Origin of the sequence: Pannonibacter carbonis (assembly GCF_003012935.1) — a bacterium.
Classification (GTDB): Bacteria; Pseudomonadota; Alphaproteobacteria; order Rhizobiales; family Stappiaceae; genus Pannonibacter; species Pannonibacter carbonis.
Window position 1 is genome coordinate 40,526 of sequence record NZ_PUDR01000021.1, and the last position, 17,453, is coordinate 57,978.

A 17,453-nucleotide genomic window follows, 5' to 3' on the forward strand; every position below is an offset into this window, starting at 1 on the left:
GCGTTCACCGTCTGCTGTGGCATTGAGAGGTTGCCGGCGCCAATGCGTCGCCAGCATGGTGAGGTGAGGACAGGGCGTGGACTATCTTCTGGTGATGCTTGGCGGTGCGATTGGTGCAGGGCTAAGACATGGCGTGAACACCCATGTGCCACGCCTGCTTGGCACAGGTTTTCCTTATGCGACGCTGACCGTAAATGTTCTGGGTTCGCTGGTCATGGGCCTGTTCATCGGCTGGCTGACGCGCCAGACCGGCGGGCTGCCAACCGGTCTGCGGTTGTTCTTTGCGACCGGAATTCTTGGCGGGTTCACCACCTTCTCAGCCTTTTCCCTGGACGTTTCAGCGCTTTGGGAGCGGGGCGATACGCATCTGGCATTGATTTATGTGCTCGCCTCTGTCGTCGTTTCCATTGTCGCGCTGTTTGCCGGTCTGGCCCTGGCGCGCGCCATCAGTTGAGGCTTTCTGAGGAATTCCTTTGCCAATTTGCCCTTGCGCGCTTATGAGAGGCGCAATGACAAAAGGCTGTGGCAGACCACGGTCGGGCATCGCTTTTTAACGGCCCGGCTGCGACACTGGTCACAGCGCTGGACAGCGTCCGGTCTGGCGGCATGGGCTGCAAGGGCTGCCGCGTCACAATGAGATCCGTATGTCTGGTATTGAACTGAAAACCGTGTCCGCCGACGAGGCCGGCATGCGCCTTGACCGTTGGTTCAAGGTGCACTTCCCTGGCCTTGGCTTTGGTCATCTGCAGAAGCTCCTGCGCACTGGGCAGGTGCGTGTCGATGGCAAGCGCGCTGACAGCGCCACCCGGCTTGCCGTCGGGCAGAGCGTGCGCATTCCGCCGCTTGGCATCGAGCTGAAGGCCGATGACCGGATGAACGCGCGGCCGAAGTCGAGCAAGCTGATTGATGACGACCGCAAGGCTGTCGAGGACATGATGCTGTTCGAGGACAGCATGGTGATGGTGCTGAACAAGCCGGTCGGTCTGGCCGTGCAGGGCGGTTCGGGCCTGAAGCGCCATCTTGATGGCATGCTCGATGCCTTCACCGACAGCAAGGGCAACAAGCCGCGTTTGGTGCATCGTCTCGACCGCGAGACCTCCGGCATCATCCTGGTGGCCAAGACCCGTCAGGCGGCACAGGAACTGACCAAGAACTTCCGCCATCGCAATACGCGCAAGATCTACTGGGCGATGCTCGCCGGTGTTCCGCGCCCGCGCCAGGGCCGCATCTCCACCTTCCTGGCTCGCGACGAGAGCGAGGAGCGGATGAAGATCGCCCGCCATGGCGAGGACGAGGCGCAACATGCCGTGTCGCTCTATAATGTGGTCGAGCAGTCGGCACAGAAACTGTCATGGGTGACCATGAAGCCGGTGACGGGCCGCACGCACCAGCTGCGCGCGCATGCGGCGCATATCGGCCATCCGATCATCGGCGACGACAAGTATTTCAACATCGAGAACTGGGAGCTGCCCGGCGGCATCCAGAACCGCCTGCATCTGCTGGCACGCCGGATCATCATCCCGCATCCCTCCGGTCACGGGAAGATCGACGTGTCGGCGCCGCTGCCGCCGCACATGCAGCAGACCTGGAACCTCCTGGGATTCGACGTGGGCGACTATGTCGAGGAGCAGGACGAAGTCGACTGAGTCGCCGTCTCCCCGGCCTGAGGCATGGACCATACCGGTATGTATCTCATCCTGTTTGATTGCGATGGCACGCTGGTCGACAGTCAGGAGACCATTCTGCACGGGCTCGAGGTCGGGTTTGCTGCCGCAGGCCTTCCCATGCCCGGCAGGCGGGAGGCCCTGGCCATCGTCGGTCTGTCGCTGGAACGGGCCTTTGCGCAACTGGTTGGCCCCGAGCATCAGGACAAGGTGCTGCAGATGGCCGCCGCCTACCGGGCCTCGAAACGGGAGCGGCGGGAGTTGGGGCTGGACTTTGATCCGCTGTATCCCGGTGCACGCGAGGTCGTCGAGCGGCTTGGCGCCCGCAGCGACGTATTGCTTGGCCTTGCCACCGGCAAGGCGCGGCGTGGCGTGGCGCATCTTCTCCAGGTTCATGATCTGGAGGGACGTTTCATCACCATCCAGACGGCCGATACGAGCCCGTCAAAGCCCCATCCCGACATGATCCTGCGGGCTGTTGCCGAGACAGGCGCCGAGCTTGACCGGACCGTGATGATCGGTGACACCAGCTTCGACATGCAGATGGCGCGTGCCGCCGGGGCTCATGCGATTGGCGTCACCTGGGGCTACCATGATGGTGACTTGCTCGCGGCCGCCGGTGCGGATCTGATCATTGATACATTTGCGGCCCTGGAAAGCGCGCTGGCTAGCCAGCTCGGCTGGGCCATGGAGAAAGCCTGATGCGCGATATTTTCGAGGATCTGAGCGCGGATCTTGCCAAATATGATCCGGTTGAGCGGGCCCGGGAACTGTCCCGGCGGGATCTGCCCAAGCGCTTCTACACAACAGTCGGCATTGCCGAGGTTGAAGGCGGCTTTGCCGTCACGCTGGATGGTCGCCAGGTCAAGACACCGGCCCGCAACCTGCTTGCCGTCCCGGCCCGGGCGCTGGCTGAAGCTGTCGCCGCCGAGTGGGAGGCGCAGGAAACCGTCATCAACCCCGGTGTCATGCCGCTGACCCGCATGGCAAATGCGGCCATCGATGCCGTTTCCATCCGCTTCACCGAGGTTGCCGACGAGATTGCCCGCTATGCCGGCAATGATGCGCTCTGCTACCGGGCCAGCGATCCGGAGCGTCTGGCCGAACGCCAGCGCCTGACCTGGGATCCGCTGCTGGAAAGGGTAGGGGGAGCCCTAGGCGGCCAGTTCCGCCTGATCGCCGGTGTGACCCATGTGGCGCAGGAGGAGGCACTGGTCGCGGCCTATCGCCGGGCACTCGATGACTTCACGCCGCTGCAACTGGCTGCCCTGCACACGGTGACCTCGATCACCGGGTCTGCCGTCATCGGCTTCCTTTTGGCGCGCGGTGAACATCCCGCCGAATCCCTCTGGGCGGCGGCGCATGTGGATGAAGACTGGAACGCGGAACTGTGGGGCGAGGATGACGAAGCCCGGCGCATCCGGACCTTCAAGCGCAGCGAGTATGATGCCGCGGCGCTGATCCTGGCTGCCGTCCGCTCCGCTTGACCGGTTAACCGCAACGGCCTTGCCGCAGCATCCGGCGCATGACGGACCAGACCAGACCAGACCAGACCAGACCGGCTGCGTCCCCTGATCAGATCTCGAATTCCTCGATCTCCGTGAAGGCCTTGCGCAGGGCGCTCGACCAGGCGGCTGACAGGGTCTGGAAATACGGATCGTCCTTGTGGATCCGCTTCTGGCGCTTGGTCGTGAAACTGTCCGTGTTGTAGAGCATTAGGTCGATGGGCATGCCGACGGACAGGTTGGACCGCAAGGTGCTGTCGAAGGACAGCAGCACCAGCTTGGCGGCCTCGCCCAGCCGCATGTCACGGCGCGTCACCCGGTCGAGGATCGGCTTGCCGTATTTGTGCTCGCCGATCTGGAAGAACATCGTATCCGACGTTGCCTCGATGAAATTGCCCGCCGAATAGATCTGGAACAGGCGCGGCTCCTCGCCCTTGATCTGCCCGCCGAGGATCATCGTCAGGAAGAAGCTTTCCGCATTGGTTGCCAGCGCCTCGCCGTCGAGGGCCCGCACATCCCGCACCGCCTGTCCAATCAGCCGGGCGGCCTGGAACATGGTGTCGACGGTCATGAGGTTGACCGGATTGAGCGTCGGCGAAGCAATCTGCTCGCTCAGGATGGTGACCACGGACTGGGTGATGGCGAGGTTGCCGGCGGTCAGCAGCGTGAAGCAGCGCTCGCCTGGCAATTCCCAAGTGTGCAGCTTCTTGAAGCAAGCGATGTTGTCCACGCCCGCATTGGTGCGCGTGTCGGCGGCGAACACCAGCCCCCGGTCCAGTTTTAGTCCGACGCAGTAAGTCACGTATCGTCTGCCTCTGATAGCGGCGGCCCGGATGGCGCGGCTATTGCTGCTGTTGTTGCCCTTCCGCCCGGAGGACATCCACCTCGACGTGGAGGTTCTCCTCCTTGCCGCCAAACCGGATGCCGCGGATCGGTGAAGCGGAGCGCGAGTCTAGCCCCAGCGTCAAGCGGATATAGCGATCCGTGGGGCACAAGCCGTTGGAGACATCGAACCCGACCCAGCCGAGGCCCTCGAGCCAGGCCTCGACCCAGGCGTGATGGGCCTCGGATTCCTGCTGCTCCTCCAGATACAGGTAGCCCGAGACGTAGCGTGCCGGGACCCCGGCCGCACGTGCGGCGGCAATGAAGATGTGGGCGTGATCCTGGCAGACGCCTTCGCCGGCGGCCAGGGCCTCGATGGCGGAGGCATGGGTTTCGGTCACCCCGATGCGATAGCCGACCTTGTCGCGGATGGCGTGCATCAGGGCATGGCAACCGGAGATCTGGTCATCGGATGTGATCAACTGCGACAGTTTGCGGATTGCCGGGTTGGCTTCGGTCAGCGACGTGACGCGGGTGTAGATCCGCACAGGCGCCTCGCCGGTCTCATGACCGATGACGCCTGCAAGATCAGCTGTTTCCACCTCGCCAGAGGCCGTAATCTCGACCTCCTCAATCGGCAGGCTGGAGGAGATCATGTGCACCAGGTTGCCGAAGGCGTCGTGATAGGCAGTGGCCCGGTCCATGCCCGGCGCCGTGATGGACCAGTTGAGAATCCGCTGGCTGGCACAGTCCGGCGGGGTCAGCCGCAGCTGCTGCATCGCATTGGCGAGCGGGCTGTCATAGCGGTAACGGGTGGTATGGCGAACTGTGAGGCGCATGATCAGGGTTCCTCGGGCCGTGTCGGCAGGCCTCAGGCGAAATTGTAGTCGCGCGCGAGCCGGTCGGCGAACTTGTTGTTTCGCAAGGTGAAGTCGCTCAGGAATTCGTGCAGGCCACTGTCGAAGATGCCCGCCATCGAGCCGCTGCGCAGCTGTTCGTGGATGACTGCAGCCTGCGCCGAACTGGGCATCTCGTCACCATAGAACGCGGTGAGGTCAGCCATGGTTCCCGTGATCCAGTCGTAGCAATGGGCCAGCGAGCGCGGCATTTCCCGGCGCAGGATGAGGAAGTCGGCGACGTTCACGCCCTTGATGCGCGGGTCGGAATAAGCAAAGCGATAGCTTCTGAGGCCCGACATGACGCGCAGGATCGACGTCCACTGGTGGTGATGCGCGTTGCCGCCCACGTCGGTGTCCGGCAGGAAGATCCAGTAGCGCGTGTCCAGCACCCGGGCCGTGTGGTCGGCACGCTCGACAAAGTGGCCAAGCTGCGAAAAGTGGTAGCCATCGTCGCGCAGGATCGTTCCCAGCAGCGCGCCACGGAACAACAGCGCGCGCTGGCCGATCCAGGCCAGAAACTCCGGCAGCTTGTCCTGGGACACGGTCTGCGGCTTGACGTCGGCAAACTCGATCCAGGTGGTGTTGATCGCCTCCCACATGTCGGAGGTGATGCCGGTGCGCACCGAGCGGGCATTGTTGCGGGCGGTCTCCAGCCCGCAATGGATCGAGGACGGATTGGTCTTGTCGAACAGCATGAAGTTGACGACGCCGCGCTGGGAGATCTCGCCAACCTTTTCCAGATAGGCAGTTTCGCAGCCCGCACCGACAAGAACAGAGCGCCAGTCGCCGGCAGGATCGGTGCCGAGGTGCGGCAGCATGGCGGTGCGCCAGGCCGCTTCCAGCAGCTTGGCAGTGTTGTGCGCGCGCTCCTGATAGCGCGACATCCAGAACAGGGAGGAGGCGGTACGGCCAAGCATGCGATCAGTCCTCCAGAACCCAGGTATCCTTGGTGCCGCCACCCTGGCTGGAATTGACCACCAGGGAGCCATTCTTCAGTGCCACGCGGGTCAGTCCGCCCGGCGTGATGCGCACCTGATCGCCGATCAGCACGAAGGGGCGCAAATCGACATGGCGCGGGGCAACGCCCGAGGCCACATGCGTCGGGCAGGCGGAAAGCGCCAGCGTCGGCTGGGCGATGTAGTTGGTCGGATTGGCCTTGAGGATCTCGCGGAAGGCGGCGATTTCCCGTTTCGAGGCGGTCGGTCCGATCAGCATGCCGTAGCCGCCCGAGCCATGCACCTCCTTGACGACGATGTCGGCCAGGTTGTCGAGCACATAGGCAAGGTCGTCGGCGCGTGAGCAGTTCCAGGTCGGCACGTTGTTCAGGATCGGCTTTTGTCCGGTGTAGAACTCGATGATGTCCGGGACATAGGCGTAGATCGCCTTGTCGTCGGCAATGCCGGTGCCCGGCGCATTGCAGATCGTCACCGTGCCGGCACGGTAGGCGTCGAACAGGCCCGGCACGCCCAGCATCGAATTCGGCCGGAAGGTGAGGGGATCCAGGAACGCGTCGTCGATGCGGCGGTAGATGACATCCACCTGCTTCGGCTTGCGCGTGGTGCGCATCCAGACCTTGCCATTGTCGACAAAGAGGTCACGGCCTTCGACCAGCTCGACACCCATCTGGTCGGCGAGGAAAGCGTGCTCGAAATAGGCCGAGTTGTAGATGCCCGGGGTCAGGATGCAGATGGTCGGATCCCCGTTCGTCCCCTCCGGTGCAACGCTCTCCAGCGTCTGGCGCAAGAGTTCCGGGTAGTGTTCGATGGGTGCGACCCGGTGCATCTGGAAGAGGTCCGGGAACATCCGCATCATGGTTTCGCGGTTCTCCAGCATGTAGGACACGCCGGAGGGCGTGCGGGTGTTATCCTCAAGAACATAAAAGTCATTCTCGCCGACGCGAACGAGATCAGTGCCAATGATATGAGAATAGACGCGCCGCGCCGGGGTGAAGCCGACCATCTCTGGCAGGAAGGCTGCGTTCTGGATGATCAGGTCGGCAGGGATGCGGCCGGCGCGGATGATCTCCTGGCGGTGATAGATGTCGTGCAGGAAGGCATTGAGAGCGCGCACGCGCTGGTCGATGCCGGCCGAAAGACGCCGCCACTCGCCGGCCGAGAGGATGCGCGGGATCGGGTCAAAGGGAATGAGCCGTTCGGTCGCTGCCTGCGCGCCATAGACGGCGAAGGTGATGCCAAGGCGGCGGAAGATGGTTTCGGCCTCGCGGTTCTTGCGCGACAGGAAGCCTTTCGGCTGCTTGTCCAGCCAGTCTGCAAGCCGGGCATAGGCCGGGCGGACCGTGCCATCCAGTCCCAGCATTTCGTTGAACACCACCCGTTCTGCGGCCATGTTCTCCCCCGTCGTCGTTTGCCGATCATTTAGGCAAGCATTGCAAATCACTTGGGTCTGCAAAAGCGCAATCTTCACGCTTGCCTGCCTTCCCTTTAGGCACAATGTCGGGCTTGCCTGAATGTCCATCACCCGGTAGGAGCCCGGCGTCCATCTTTGTGCTGACTTTCCGGGCTTTGCGCGCTCATGATAGACCGATGGCAAAGCACGTCATGCCAAAGGGGCACACCATGAAGGAAATCCTGGCCGAACTGGAACACCGGCGCGAAACCGCGCGGCTCGGCGGCGGATTGAAGCGCATCGCCGCCCAGCACGCGCGGGGCAAGCTGACGGCCCGCGAGCGCATCGACATTTTCCTCGACGAAGGGTCGTTCGAGGAATTCGACATGTTCAAGCAGCACCGCTGCACCGACTTCGGCATGGACGAGGCGCATATCCCGGGGGATGGCGTTGTCACCGGCTGGGGCACGGTCAACGGCCGTGTCGTCTACGTCTTTTCCAAGGATTTCACGGTCTTCGGCGGATCGCTGTCCGAAACCCATGCCCAAAAAATCATCAAGATCCAGGACATGGCGCTGCAGAACCGGGCTCCGATCATCGGGCTGTTTGATGCCGGTGGCGCGCGCATCCAGGAAGGCGTTGCCGCGCTGGCCGGCTATGGCGAGGTGTTCCAGCGCAACGTGATCGCCTCGGGTGTGATCCCGCAGATCTCGCTGATCATGGGGCCCTGCGCCGGCGGCGATGTCTATTCGCCGGCGATGACCGACTTCATCTTCATGGTGCGCGACACGTCCTACATGTTCGTGACCGGTCCGGATGTGGTGAAGACCGTGACCAATGAAACGGTGACGGCCGAGGAACTGGGCGGGGCAAGCGTCCACACCACCAAATCCTCCATCGCCGATGGCGGGTTCGACAATGACGTCGAGGCGCTTCTGGAAATGCGCCGCCTCATCGACTTCCTGCCGATGAACAACGCGGCCGACGTGCCGGAAGTCGATTGCCACGATGATCCCTCGCGGCTCGATCTCAGCCTCGACACGCTGATCCCGAACAATCCGAACAAGCCCTATGACATGAAGGAACTGGTGCTGAAGACCGTCGACGAGAGCGACTTCTTTGAGATCCAGGCCGGATTTGCCAAGAACATCATCACCGGTTTCGGCCGCATCGAGGGACGGACGGTCGGCATCATCGCCAACCAGCCGATGGTGCTTGCGGGCGTTCTGGACAGTGACGCCAGCCGCAAGGCCGCGCGGTTCGTGCGCTTCTGCGACTGTTTCAACATCCCGATCGTCACCTTCGTCGACGTTCCGGGCTTCCTGCCTGGCACGGCGCAGGAATATGGCGGGCTGATCAAGCACGGCGCCAAGCTGCTGTTTGCCTATGCCGAAGCGACCGTTCCGAAAGTCACCGTCATCACCCGCAAGGCCTATGGTGGGGCCTATGACGTGATGAGCTCCAAGCACATCGGCGGCGACATCAACTACGCCTGGCCGACGGCCGAGATTGCGGTGATGGGGGCCAAGGGCGCAGTCGAGATCCTGTACCGCTCGGAACTCGCCGACAAGGACAAGATCGCCAAGCGGACCAAGGACTACGAGACCCGCTTCGCCAATCCCTTCGTCGCAGCCGAGCGCGGCTACATCGACGAGGTGATCATGCCCCATTCAACCCGCAAGCGCGTCTCCCGCGCGCTTGCCTTGCTCAGGGCGAAGAAAGTGGCAATGCCGCTGAAGAAGCACGACAACATTCCGCTCTGAGCGGCAAAGCCGGGCCGGGCGTCACAACGCTGAATGAAAAAGGGCGGATCCGGGGATCCGCCCTTTTTTGAGACAAGGCACCGTCATTCCGGACAAGGTGAGCATGAGCGAACCGAAGATCCGGAATCCAGCTCTTCAGTGCGAGCGTGAGCGAGCTCACAGCAATGATGATCTCAAAGTCTCCGCTACATCTGGTTTGTCGCGCTCCGCGCGGCTGATTTCTGGATCCCGGGTCAGGCCCGGGACAGGTCCCGGCTCGGCACTTCGCTTGCGCTCAGTTGGGCCGGGATGACGTGCTGGGGCGGTCGAATGAAAAAGGGCGGCTCCGGGGATCCGCCCTCAGGCTGGTGACAAACCCTCGATGGTCATCCCGGACGCAGCGAAGCGGAGATCCGGGACCGGCGAGCCAAGGTCTCTCCGGGGTTAATTTATTGAAATAAAGAAACCTCGCCTCTCCGGTCCCGGCTCGGCGCTGCGCTTGGCCGGGATGACGGAGGTGAGGTCGAGGTTTGTTATCAAGCTCAAGGGCGGATCCAGGGATCCGCCCTTTTTTGATGTCTGCACGCGTCTGTCAGGCCTTCAGGCGGCCTTGACGGAGGTTTCGGACACGAAGGCTTCGATGGCTTTCTGCAGCACGCTTGCGCGCTGGTTGAGGGTCTGGGCCTCGTCCTGCAGCTTGTCGGCGAGACGGCTGTTGTCCTGGGTCATCGAGCCGACCTGGTTGACCGACTGGGTCAGGGTGTCGGTGTTGTGGGTCGAGACCTGGGCAGCGCGGGCGATTTCACCGGTTGCCTCTTCCTGCTGGGCGATCGAGAAGGCGAGATCTTCAACGAAGCCCTGCATTTCGGTCAGGATGCCGTTGATCGAGTTGATCGACGAGACCGAGCTGGTGGTCGAGCTCTGGATCGCCTCGATCTGGGTGCGGATGTCGTCGGTTGCCCGGGCAGTCTGGTTGGCGAGCGTCTTCACTTCGGCGGCCACGACCGCGAAGCCCTTGCCGGATTCGCCGGCGCGGGCGGCCTCGATGGTGGCGTTGAGGGCCAGGAGGTTTGTCTGTTCGGCAATATCCTGGATGAGGCCGATGACGGTGCCGATGCTCTCGGCCATCTTGTCGAGCCGCTCCATGTTGGTGCTGGCTTCGGACGAGACCGAACTTGCAGCGCCGATGCGGGTTTTCACATGGGTGATGCGCGAGGTGATCTCGGACAGGGACGAGGTCAGCTCGGTGGTCGCAGATGCCACCGTCTGGGCGGCGGAGCCGGCCTCGGACGTTGCCACCAGCGAGCGGCGGGACTGTTCATCCGTTGCGCTGGCCGAGTGCTTGAGCTGGCCGGAGATGCCCTGAAGATCCTTCACCGAGCCGGACAGATCGCCAAAAATACCGGCGACGCGTTCATTGAAGGACATGGCGATGTTGCGCCGTTCGGCTGCGATGCGCTGATTGACGGCAGCGGCCTCCTCGGCTTGGCGGCTTTCCATCGCCCGCTTCTCGATCAGCGACTGACGGAAGCTCTCAAGGGCGGTCGCCATGTCGCCAATTTCGTCGCCGCGCCCCAATCCTACGATCTGTCGATCGATCGAGCCACCGGCAATCGCGCTCATGTCCTCGCCCAGCCTGTTCATGCTGCGCAGCATGCCGAAGTAGATCATGGCGACAAGACCCATCAGGGTCGCCAGCGTCAAAGCGATTGAAATGTTCAAGATCAGGCTGGCGAAATTATCTTCGGCCTGCGCAATCTCGATGGCTGTCTGGGTGCGCTGTTCCATCATCTGGTAGAACTTGTCGACCGGCTTCATGATGTTGGCCTTGAAGCCATGGTATTGCGTGCTGTGCAGCATCTTGATCGGCTTGGCCGGATCGTCGGCCGCGATCGGCTTGCCGTCCTTGTCGAGGCCCTTGACGTAGTTCATCGCCTCGACCTCAAGGTTGACGAGGCCGTCAGAGTTTTTCTTGGCCTCATCCAGCAGCGCCAGTTCTGCCTGCGTGAAGCCCGCTTCGACCATCCGGTCCAGCAGCGCGCCAGTCTCGCCGTCCGGGCGCGGCTTTGCAGTACCGGCGGCAACAAAGTCCCAATAGATGCGGTGATAGTCCTGTGGCGTTGGCTTCTCGCCGTTGCGGATGGCCAGGATCGCGTTGTATTGCGCCTCATACTGGGCATCGCCCGTCACCACATAAGTCCGTGCAAGGCGCGTCAGGTCATCCGAACTCTGGCGCAACTCGTCGGCCAGCAGGTAGGACTGGTACTTGCCCTCGATGGCCTGTTCGAGGTGGAGATTTGCACTCTTCGATTGCTGCAGCGCAAACACGAGGCCGGCGCCCGATGCCGCAGAGATGCCGGCTGCTACGAAGACTAGTGTGGAAATCCGCATTACAATCTCTCCGGGAAATCAATTTTCCGTAAGGTAAGATTGCGTGCGCCGCGTAAATGAACGATTAAATTTCAAAAATTTGAAAATTGTAGAACGAGAGAATTTTCGATACTGGTTGCATTGTTTGATTGAAAAAATCTTAGATTGATTTGGTGTTTCGGTTTTATGTAGTTCTCCATTTTTTACTTATGGAGAAATTGGCATATTTGTCTCATTCTATGTATTCGCAAACTCTGAGTAATGGCTATGTGTGCGCTGCAGTAGGGGTTTCGGCTTTATTGTCATTATTCTCATGTCTTCGTCATCTTTAGTTGTCAAAAAGTCGCCCTCGGCGACTGAAAAGCGGTTCTTCGCACTGGAAGCCAATCTGGCATTGCGGTGCGTCGCGGGTCTTTTCATAGGCTGGGACGGCATCTTCCCAGCTGTCGCAATAGGCGCGGCTGGTGACAAAGCGGTCATATGTGTTCCGTCCGGTGGTGAAGACGACCGCGCCGTTTCGGGCGAGTGTCTGCTGCGCCTCGCGGCAGGTCATCTGCCGCAGGTCCGGCCTGGCCAGACTTGCCGTGGTTGTGGCGAAGAGCGCTGTCAGTGCAACGGCAATGCAGGCGACAGTTGGCCGGGTTGCTGAACGAGGCGATGGGATGGGCATGGGCTGCTCCAATAAACGACGTCTGCAACCGACCGGCCATCAAACTGTGAAGGCCGGACCCTGGACCAGACTACATCTCTAAGATAAGCGGCAAACGGCCGACAGTAAGGCCCCGGCGTTAACTTTCGCGTGTGCGCTCGATCTCGACGCTGGCCCTGCCCGAGGAAATCGGCAGTGGTGCGCCCGGCTTGTGCACGCGGATGCGCACCTTCTCGATGCGCGGGTCAGCGGCCAGAACGGCTTCGGCAATCGCGCCGGCGAGACGCTCGATCAGCTTGAAGCGCGAACCCGTAACAACGCCCTCGATGATCTTCGTCAGTGACCCGTAACAGACGGTGAGGGCGTAATCGTCTTCGCGGCTGGCTGGCCCAAGATCCATCCAGCAGGCAAGGTCGACATGAAACCGCTGGCCGAGCCGGGTCTCTTCCTCATAAAGCCCATGATAGGCAAAAAAGGCGAGATCCTCGAGATAGATGACGTCCATGCGTCCGGCTCCTGCAATGACGGGCGGGCAAAGGCGGGCAGGGGCCCGCGCCGGCGGGGGCGCAGGCGCCTGCGTCATAGGCCAGAGGCTTGCAGAAATCCAGTCGCAGCTTGCGTGTGGTTCAATTCAGATGCGCACGCGCTTCAGGAACTGCGTCCCGGCGCGCAGGGCGAGCCTTTCAGCACCTCGCGAACACCGCGCAGGGAGAATTGCGAATAGCTCTCGTCTGCGAAGCGCACGGCGAGGTTCTTTGCCGCTTCCAGTTTCTTCCAGAGCATTTCCGACCGGTCGGCACAGGCCGGGCAGTCCGATTTCACATAACCTTGTTCATCGGCTGTGACGTCAAAGGCCGAGCGGTCGAGCACGATCTTGATCGTCTTGCGAGCCGGGGCGTTGTGGCCCTTGATGTCGATGTCGAGGATCGCGCCGGCAAGACCGCGCGCCGGATTGCACCAGATGATGAAATGGGAGCCATCCTCTGTGGAGGTGAAGTATTTTTCATAGCCCTTCACCGTTTCATGGCGCCAATAAAGCTCGTCCGCGAAGGCTGCCGTTGCAGATGTCATGGTCAGTGCCGCCGCTGCGGCAAGGATTATTCCCCTCATTGGGTCCCCCGTATTTTTCTCCATAGGCACATTCTTCGATATTTACTAAAAAAATCTTCGCCGACCGCAGATTGACCCCGCGGAATCCACGCGCTCAAGTGGCGCTCTGACTGTTAGTCAAGATGAGGGGAGTCATCCTTTGGTGATATTGCGCGGCAGGTGGACAAGCGCCTACAACCAGATCACCCAACACCAGTAAGCCAATCAATAGGCGGGGGCAGACGCGCATGTTTTCCAAGATCCTGATCGCGAACCGCGGCGAAATCGCATGCCGTGTCATCAAGACCGCGCGGCGGATGGGGATCAAGACCGTTGCGGTCTATTCGGATGCGGACAAGGACGCGCTGCACGTGGAAATGGCCGATGAGGCCGTACACATCGGGCCTGCTGCCGCGGCAGACTCCTACCTCGTGATGGACAAGATCATCGCCGCCTGCAAGGCGACCGGCGCCGAGGCCGTGCATCCGGGCTATGGCTTCCTGTCCGAACGTGCCGCCTTCCCGAAAGCCCTGGCGGACGCCGGAATTGTCTTCATCGGCCCGAACCCCAAGGCCATCGAGGCGATGGGCGACAAGATCGAATCGAAGAAATTCGCCAACGCTGCCAAGGTCAGCACCGTGCCGGGCTATCTCGGGGTCATCGAGACGCCGGAACATGCGGTGGAGATTGCCACCGAGATCGGCTTCCCGGTCATGATCAAGGCCTCGGCCGGTGGCGGCGGCAAGGGCATGCGCATTGCCTGGAACGCCGGCGAGGTGCACGAAGGCTTCGCGCGCTCCAAGTCGGAAGCCGCCTCGTCCTTCGGCGATGACCGCGTGTTCATTGAGAAGTTCATCCAGAACCCGCGCCACATCGAGATCCAGGTGCTGGGCGACAAGCACGGCAATGTCATTTATCTCGGCGAGCGCGAATGCTCGATCCAGCGCCGCAACCAGAAGGTCATCGAGGAGGCCCCGTCGCCGCTGCTCGATGAAGCCACCCGCCGCGCCATGGGCGAGCAGGCCGTGGCGCTTGCCAAGGCCGTCAACTACGACAGCGCCGGCACGGTGGAATTCGTCGCCGGTCAGGACAAGAGCTTCTTTTTCCTTGAGATGAACACCCGCCTGCAGGTGGAGCATCCGGTGACCGAACTCATCACCGGCATTGACCTTGTCGAGCAGATGATCCGCGTCGCCTATGGCGAGAAGCTGGCGATTGCGCAGGCCGATGTGAAGCTGAACGGCTGGGCGGTCGAGAGCCGCATCTATGCCGAGGATCCCTATCGCAACTTCCTGCCGTCCATCGGCCGTCTCGTGCGCTACAGCCCGCCGGAAGAGAAGTCGGAAGACGGCGTGACCGTGCGCAACGACACCGGCGTCGTCGAGGGCTCGGAAATCTCGATGTTCTACGACCCGATGATCGCCAAGCTCGTCACCCATGCGCCGACACGCTTGGAGGCGATCGAGGCCATGTCGGAAGCGCTCGACGCCTTCTATGTCGATGGCATCCAGCACAACGTGCCGTTCCTGACCTCGCTGATGAGCCATCCGCGCTGGCGCGCCGGCACGTTGTCGACCGGCTTCATCGTCGAGGAATATCCGGATGGCTTTACGCCGGCAGTTCCGGATGCCGAGGCCAAATCGGTCCTGGCGGCGGTGGCGCTGACCATGGAAACCCTGCGCCGCGAACGCCTGGACCATCTGCCGGGCCGGCTGCGTCCGCACACGGGTGCCGTGCGCGAGCAGTGGACCGTGAAGATCGGCAAGGATTACATCCCGGTCCGCATCACTGAGGGCTATCCGGCAGCACCGCTTGAAATGGATGTCTCCGTCGACGGCGGTGATGTCGTCACGGTCACTTCGGACTGGGTGCCGGGTGACCGGCTGTGGCGCGGCTCCATCGGGGACCGCCGCGTGGTGGTGCAGGTACGCCCCGTCACTTCCGGCTACCGGCTCGACTGGCAGGGCTTCTCCGTCATTGCCAAGACCATGACCCCGCGCACGGCGGAACTCGACGCCCTGATGCCGGAAAAGCTGCCGCCGGACACTTCGAAGTTCCTGCTGTGCCCGATGCCGGGTCTCGTCGTCTCCGTCATGGTCAGCGAAGGCCAGGACGTGAAGGCCGGCGAGGCGCTCGCCATCGTCGAGGCGATGAAGATGGAAAACGTGCTTCGCGCCGAACGCGATTGTGTTATCAGCGAGATCAAGGCCAAGCCCGGCGACAGTCTCGCCGTCGATGCCGTGATCATGGAGTTTGAATGACGCCAGGCGCGAAGGGGATCGACACGGTCCTGTTCGATCTGGACGGGACGCTGACCGATCCCTTTGTCGGCATCACCCGCTCGATCCAGTATGCCCTTGAGAAGCTCGGCACGCCGGTCCCGGCGGCCGAGGAGCTGGGCTGGTGCATCGGTCCGCCGCTGTGGGAGAGTTTTGCCGTGCTGCTGGGCCAGGACGGCGAGACCCATGACGACAAGGCGCTGCTTGACCGTGCCGTGGCGCTCTACCGCGAGCGCTACACCAGCGTCGGCCTCTACGAGAACGAGCTGATCGCCGGCATCGCGCCGCTGGTCGAGGCGCTTACCGGCGCAGGCCTCACCCTCTATGTCGCGACCTCCAAGCCGCATGCCTATGCCGGCAAGATCGTCGAGCATTTCGGGCTCATGCCGCAGTTCCGCAAGGTCTATGGCTCGGAACTGGATGGCACCCGCTCGGCCAAGGCCGAACTGATTGCACACCTCATCGAGCAGGAAGCGCGCGATGCCGCCAGCTGCGTCATGATCGGTGACCGCAAGCATGACCTCATCGGCGCCCACGCCAATGACATGCGGGCCATCGGCGTCACCTGGGGCTATGGCGGCTACGAGGAACTGGCCGCCGAACACCCGGCCTTGATCGCCCGTCTGCCGGATGAAATCCGCGCCTGGCTTTCAGTATGACTGAAAATCACCGCTTGCGCCGATGCCGGATAGCGGTTTAGTCTCCCTGCACCAGAAACAGGTCCTCGGGGCGGGGTGAAACTCCCCACCGGCGGTGATGGCCTTGGGGGACTTCCGAGAGGATGGACCCAAGTCCGCAGCCCGCGAGCGCCTTTCAGCTGACGCTGGAAGGGACAGCAGATCCGGTGCAACTCCGGAGCCGACGGTTACAGTCCGGATGAAAGAGAACCTGGCCAGTCGTCGCTGCGCGCCGGCCTTGCGGTCGGCACCGGCTTGCGCCTGGCTTTGCCCCGGGTCCATTGCCACAGGATGGCCCGTGTCGTGCAGACTTCGTCGTTCCCTTCAAAGCCGCTGATTGCCGCCGCCTGCATGATCGGGGCCGGGGCGAGCTTTGCCCTCGTCAATGTCTGCCTGCAGGCGGCAACCATGCAGCTCGGTCTGCCGGCCGCCAGCGCCGCCTTCTGGCAATATCTGGTGGCGCTCCTGTTCGCGCTGCCCTGGATCCTCAGGCGGGGCAGGGCGGCGCTCGTGACGCGTCAGCCAAAGCTGCATGCGCTGCGTATTCTTCTGGCGGTCGGCGGCGTGCAGGCCTGGGTCTTCGGGCTGGCCCATGTGCCGATCTGGCAGGCCGTCGCCCTGATCATGACTTCGCCCTTCTTCGTCATCCTCGGCGCGCGGATCTTCCTGAAAGAGCAGGTCGGTCCCCTGCGCTGGATGGCAACGCTGCTTGGCTTTGCCGGCGGCATGGTGATCCTTGCCCCCTGGAGCGAGCGGTTCGAGCTCGCCGCGCTGCTGCCGGTGCTGGCTGCTGCGCTCTGGGGCGGGGCCTCGCTGGTGACCAAGCGCCTCACCGGAGCCGAATCCGCCGACACGGTGACGCTCTACCTTCTCCTGCTGCTGACGCCGGTCAACGGCGCGCTGGCGCTGATTGATGGTGCCGTCGTGCCAACCGGCCTCAGCCTCTATCTGGCGCTGGGCGCGGGCCTCTTTACGGTCGCGGCCAACTACCTCCTGACGCTTGCCTATTCGCGCGCCGATGCGGCCTTCGTCCAGCCCTTCGACCATCTCAAGCTGCCGCTCAACATCCTCACCGGCTGGCTCGCCTTCGGCTTCATCCCCGACGGCTACCTCTGGCCCGGCGCCGCCCTCATCCTCGCCGGTTCGTTCCTCGTCCTGATGGAAGACCATCTCGCCCGGCGGCAGATGGCGGTGGGGTGAGGGGAGGTATGCATAGCGGCCATCTGAGCCGATATCAGTCCGCAGGCCTATCGCGCCATCGCAGCGGTCATCCCCGCCTTGTGCCACTGCTGTCCGGTTTAAGTTTCTGGACAAGGTGCATGACATTGATTCTACTCGTGTTCAGGCGTTTAGCGACGGTCTGGACACGGGCAGGAGGTCAATGTCATGCGTCATGAGAATAGCGTGTTTC

General features: G+C 62.5%; 16 protein-coding genes and 1 riboswitch. Of the genes, 8 read left to right on the forward strand and 8 right to left on the reverse strand.

The genetic code is table 11. The features are described 5' to 3' along the window. Positions 1-76: 76 nt before the first annotated feature. The 4 genes from crcB to C8348_RS20585 all read left to right on the forward strand — a co-directional run bounded on the left by crcB (position 77) and on the right by C8348_RS20585 (position 3,151). Positions 77-454, forward strand: coding sequence for a fluoride efflux transporter CrcB (gene crcB, locus C8348_RS20570; protein ID WP_244294083.1), 378 nt, complete (start codon positions 77-79; stop codon positions 452-454). Between the two features lie 190 nt (positions 455-644). Then, positions 645-1,646, forward strand: coding sequence for an RluA family pseudouridine synthase (locus C8348_RS20575; protein ID WP_106755184.1), 1,002 nt, complete (start codon positions 645-647; stop codon positions 1,644-1,646). A 39-nt stretch (positions 1,647-1,685) separates the two neighbouring features. Then, positions 1,686-2,366: an HAD-IA family hydrolase gene (locus tag C8348_RS20580; protein WP_106755185.1), complete on the forward strand. Its 681-nt coding sequence runs from the start codon at positions 1,686-1,688 to the stop codon at positions 2,364-2,366. Beyond that, complete coding sequence (locus tag C8348_RS20585; RefSeq protein WP_106755186.1) at positions 2,366-3,151, forward strand: ATP12 family chaperone protein; 786 nt, start codon at positions 2,366-2,368, stop codon at positions 3,149-3,151. The genes C8348_RS20580 and C8348_RS20585 overlap by 1 nt, the downstream gene beginning before the upstream one ends. A gap of 88 nt (positions 3,152-3,239) precedes the next feature. Here C8348_RS20585 and C8348_RS20590 read toward each other — a convergent pair whose 3' ends face one another. The 4 genes from C8348_RS20590 to C8348_RS20605 are packed head-to-tail and all read right to left on the reverse strand — an operon-like array spanning position 3,240 to position 7,236. Then, a complete protein-coding gene (locus C8348_RS20590) occupies positions 3,240-3,971 on the reverse strand; it encodes a proteasome-type protease (protein WP_106755187.1) in 732 nt (243 codons plus the stop codon). Between the two features lie 40 nt (positions 3,972-4,011). Beyond that, positions 4,012-4,830, reverse strand: coding sequence for a transglutaminase family protein (locus tag C8348_RS20595; RefSeq protein ID WP_106755188.1), 819 nt, complete (start codon positions 4,828-4,830; stop codon positions 4,012-4,014). 32 nt (positions 4,831-4,862) lie between these two features. After that, entirely contained in the window at positions 4,863-5,807 is a 945-nt protein-coding gene (locus C8348_RS20600; RefSeq protein ID WP_106755189.1) for an alpha-E domain-containing protein, read from the reverse strand. Positions 5,808-5,811: 4 nt separating this feature from the next. Further along, positions 5,812-7,236: a circularly permuted type 2 ATP-grasp protein gene (locus C8348_RS20605; RefSeq protein WP_106755190.1), complete on the reverse strand. Its 1,425-nt coding sequence runs from the start codon at positions 7,234-7,236 to the stop codon at positions 5,812-5,814. A gap of 230 nt (positions 7,237-7,466) precedes the next feature. Here C8348_RS20605 and C8348_RS20610 point away from each other — a divergent pair, with 230 nt between their 5' ends. Beyond that, entirely contained in the window at positions 7,467-8,999 is a 1,533-nt protein-coding gene (locus tag C8348_RS20610) for an acyl-CoA carboxylase subunit beta (protein WP_106755202.1), read from the forward strand. 579 nt (positions 9,000-9,578) lie between these two features. On the opposite strand, the gene C8348_RS20615 is transcribed toward C8348_RS20610, so the two are convergent. The 4 genes from C8348_RS20615 to C8348_RS20630 all read right to left on the reverse strand — a co-directional run bounded on the left by C8348_RS20615 (position 9,579) and on the right by C8348_RS20630 (position 13,068). Next, a complete protein-coding gene (locus C8348_RS20615; protein ID WP_106755191.1) occupies positions 9,579-11,369 on the reverse strand; it encodes a methyl-accepting chemotaxis protein in 1,791 nt (596 codons plus the stop codon). A gap of 307 nt (positions 11,370-11,676) precedes the next feature. Beyond that, complete coding sequence (locus C8348_RS20620; protein ID WP_106755192.1) at positions 11,677-12,018, reverse strand: hypothetical protein; 342 nt, start codon at positions 12,016-12,018, stop codon at positions 11,677-11,679. Positions 12,019-12,136: 118 nt separating this feature from the next. Next, positions 12,137-12,502: a dihydroneopterin aldolase gene (gene folB, locus C8348_RS20625; protein ID WP_106755193.1), complete on the reverse strand. Its 366-nt coding sequence runs from the start codon at positions 12,500-12,502 to the stop codon at positions 12,137-12,139. A gap of 143 nt (positions 12,503-12,645) precedes the next feature. Next, positions 12,646-13,068: a hypothetical protein gene (locus C8348_RS20630; protein ID WP_157950493.1), complete on the reverse strand. Its 423-nt coding sequence runs from the start codon at positions 13,066-13,068 to the stop codon at positions 12,646-12,648. 266 nt (positions 13,069-13,334) lie between these two features. Here C8348_RS20630 and C8348_RS20635 point away from each other — a divergent pair, with 266 nt between their 5' ends. The 3 genes from C8348_RS20635 (at position 13,335) to C8348_RS20645 (ending at position 17,242) form a co-directional block, all read left to right on the forward strand. Continuing rightward, a complete protein-coding gene (locus C8348_RS20635) occupies positions 13,335-15,347 on the forward strand; it encodes an acetyl-CoA carboxylase biotin carboxylase subunit (RefSeq protein WP_106755195.1) in 2,013 nt (670 codons plus the stop codon). Then, positions 15,344-16,024 carry an HAD hydrolase-like protein gene (locus C8348_RS20640; RefSeq protein ID WP_106755196.1) on the forward strand — a complete coding sequence of 227 codons (681 nt, stop codon included), beginning with the start codon at positions 15,344-15,346 and terminating at the stop codon, positions 16,022-16,024. The genes C8348_RS20635 and C8348_RS20640 overlap by 4 nt, the downstream gene beginning before the upstream one ends. A 57-nt stretch (positions 16,025-16,081) precedes the next feature. Then, positions 16,082-16,257, forward strand: a riboswitch (FMN riboswitch). A 136-nt stretch (positions 16,258-16,393) separates the two neighbouring features. Further along, positions 16,394-17,242, forward strand: a complete 849-nt coding sequence (locus C8348_RS20645; RefSeq protein WP_244294085.1) for a DMT family transporter — start codon at positions 16,394-16,396, stop codon at positions 17,240-17,242. Positions 17,243-17,453: the final 211 nt, after the last annotated feature.

Coding starts and splice junctions, on each gene's coding strand:
- C8348_RS20575 (WP_106755184.1), top strand. CDS start 645: ATGTCTGGTATTGAACTGAAAACCGTGTCCGCCGACGAGGCCGGCATG.
- C8348_RS20580 (WP_106755185.1), top strand. CDS start 1,686: ATGTATCTCATCCTGTTTGATTGCGATGGCACGCTGGTCGACAGTCAG.
- C8348_RS20585 (WP_106755186.1), top strand. CDS start 2,366: ATGCGCGATATTTTCGAGGATCTGAGCGCGGATCTTGCCAAATATGAT.
- C8348_RS20595 (WP_106755188.1), bottom strand. CDS start 4,830: ATGCGCCTCACAGTTCGCCATACCACCCGTTACCGCTATGACAGCCCG.
- C8348_RS20600 (WP_106755189.1), bottom strand. CDS start 5,807: ATGCTTGGCCGTACCGCCTCCTCCCTGTTCTGGATGTCGCGCTATCAG.
- C8348_RS20605 (WP_106755190.1), bottom strand. CDS start 7,236: ATGGCCGCAGAACGGGTGGTGTTCAACGAAATGCTGGGACTGGATGGC.
- C8348_RS20610 (WP_106755202.1), top strand. CDS start 7,467: ATGAAGGAAATCCTGGCCGAACTGGAACACCGGCGCGAAACCGCGCGG.
- C8348_RS20615 (WP_106755191.1), bottom strand. CDS start 11,369: ATGCGGATTTCCACACTAGTCTTCGTAGCAGCCGGCATCTCTGCGGCA.
- C8348_RS20620 (WP_106755192.1), bottom strand. CDS start 12,018: ATGCCCATCCCATCGCCTCGTTCAGCAACCCGGCCAACTGTCGCCTGC.
- folB (WP_106755193.1), bottom strand. CDS start 12,502: ATGGACGTCATCTATCTCGAGGATCTCGCCTTTTTTGCCTATCATGGG.
- C8348_RS20630 (WP_157950493.1), bottom strand. CDS start 13,068: ATGACATCTGCAACGGCAGCCTTCGCGGACGAGCTTTATTGGCGCCAT.
- C8348_RS20635 (WP_106755195.1), top strand. CDS start 13,335: ATGTTTTCCAAGATCCTGATCGCGAACCGCGGCGAAATCGCATGCCGT.
- C8348_RS20640 (WP_106755196.1), top strand. CDS start 15,344: ATGACGCCAGGCGCGAAGGGGATCGACACGGTCCTGTTCGATCTGGAC.
- C8348_RS20645 (WP_244294085.1), top strand. CDS start 16,394: ATGATCGGGGCCGGGGCGAGCTTTGCCCTCGTCAATGTCTGCCTGCAG.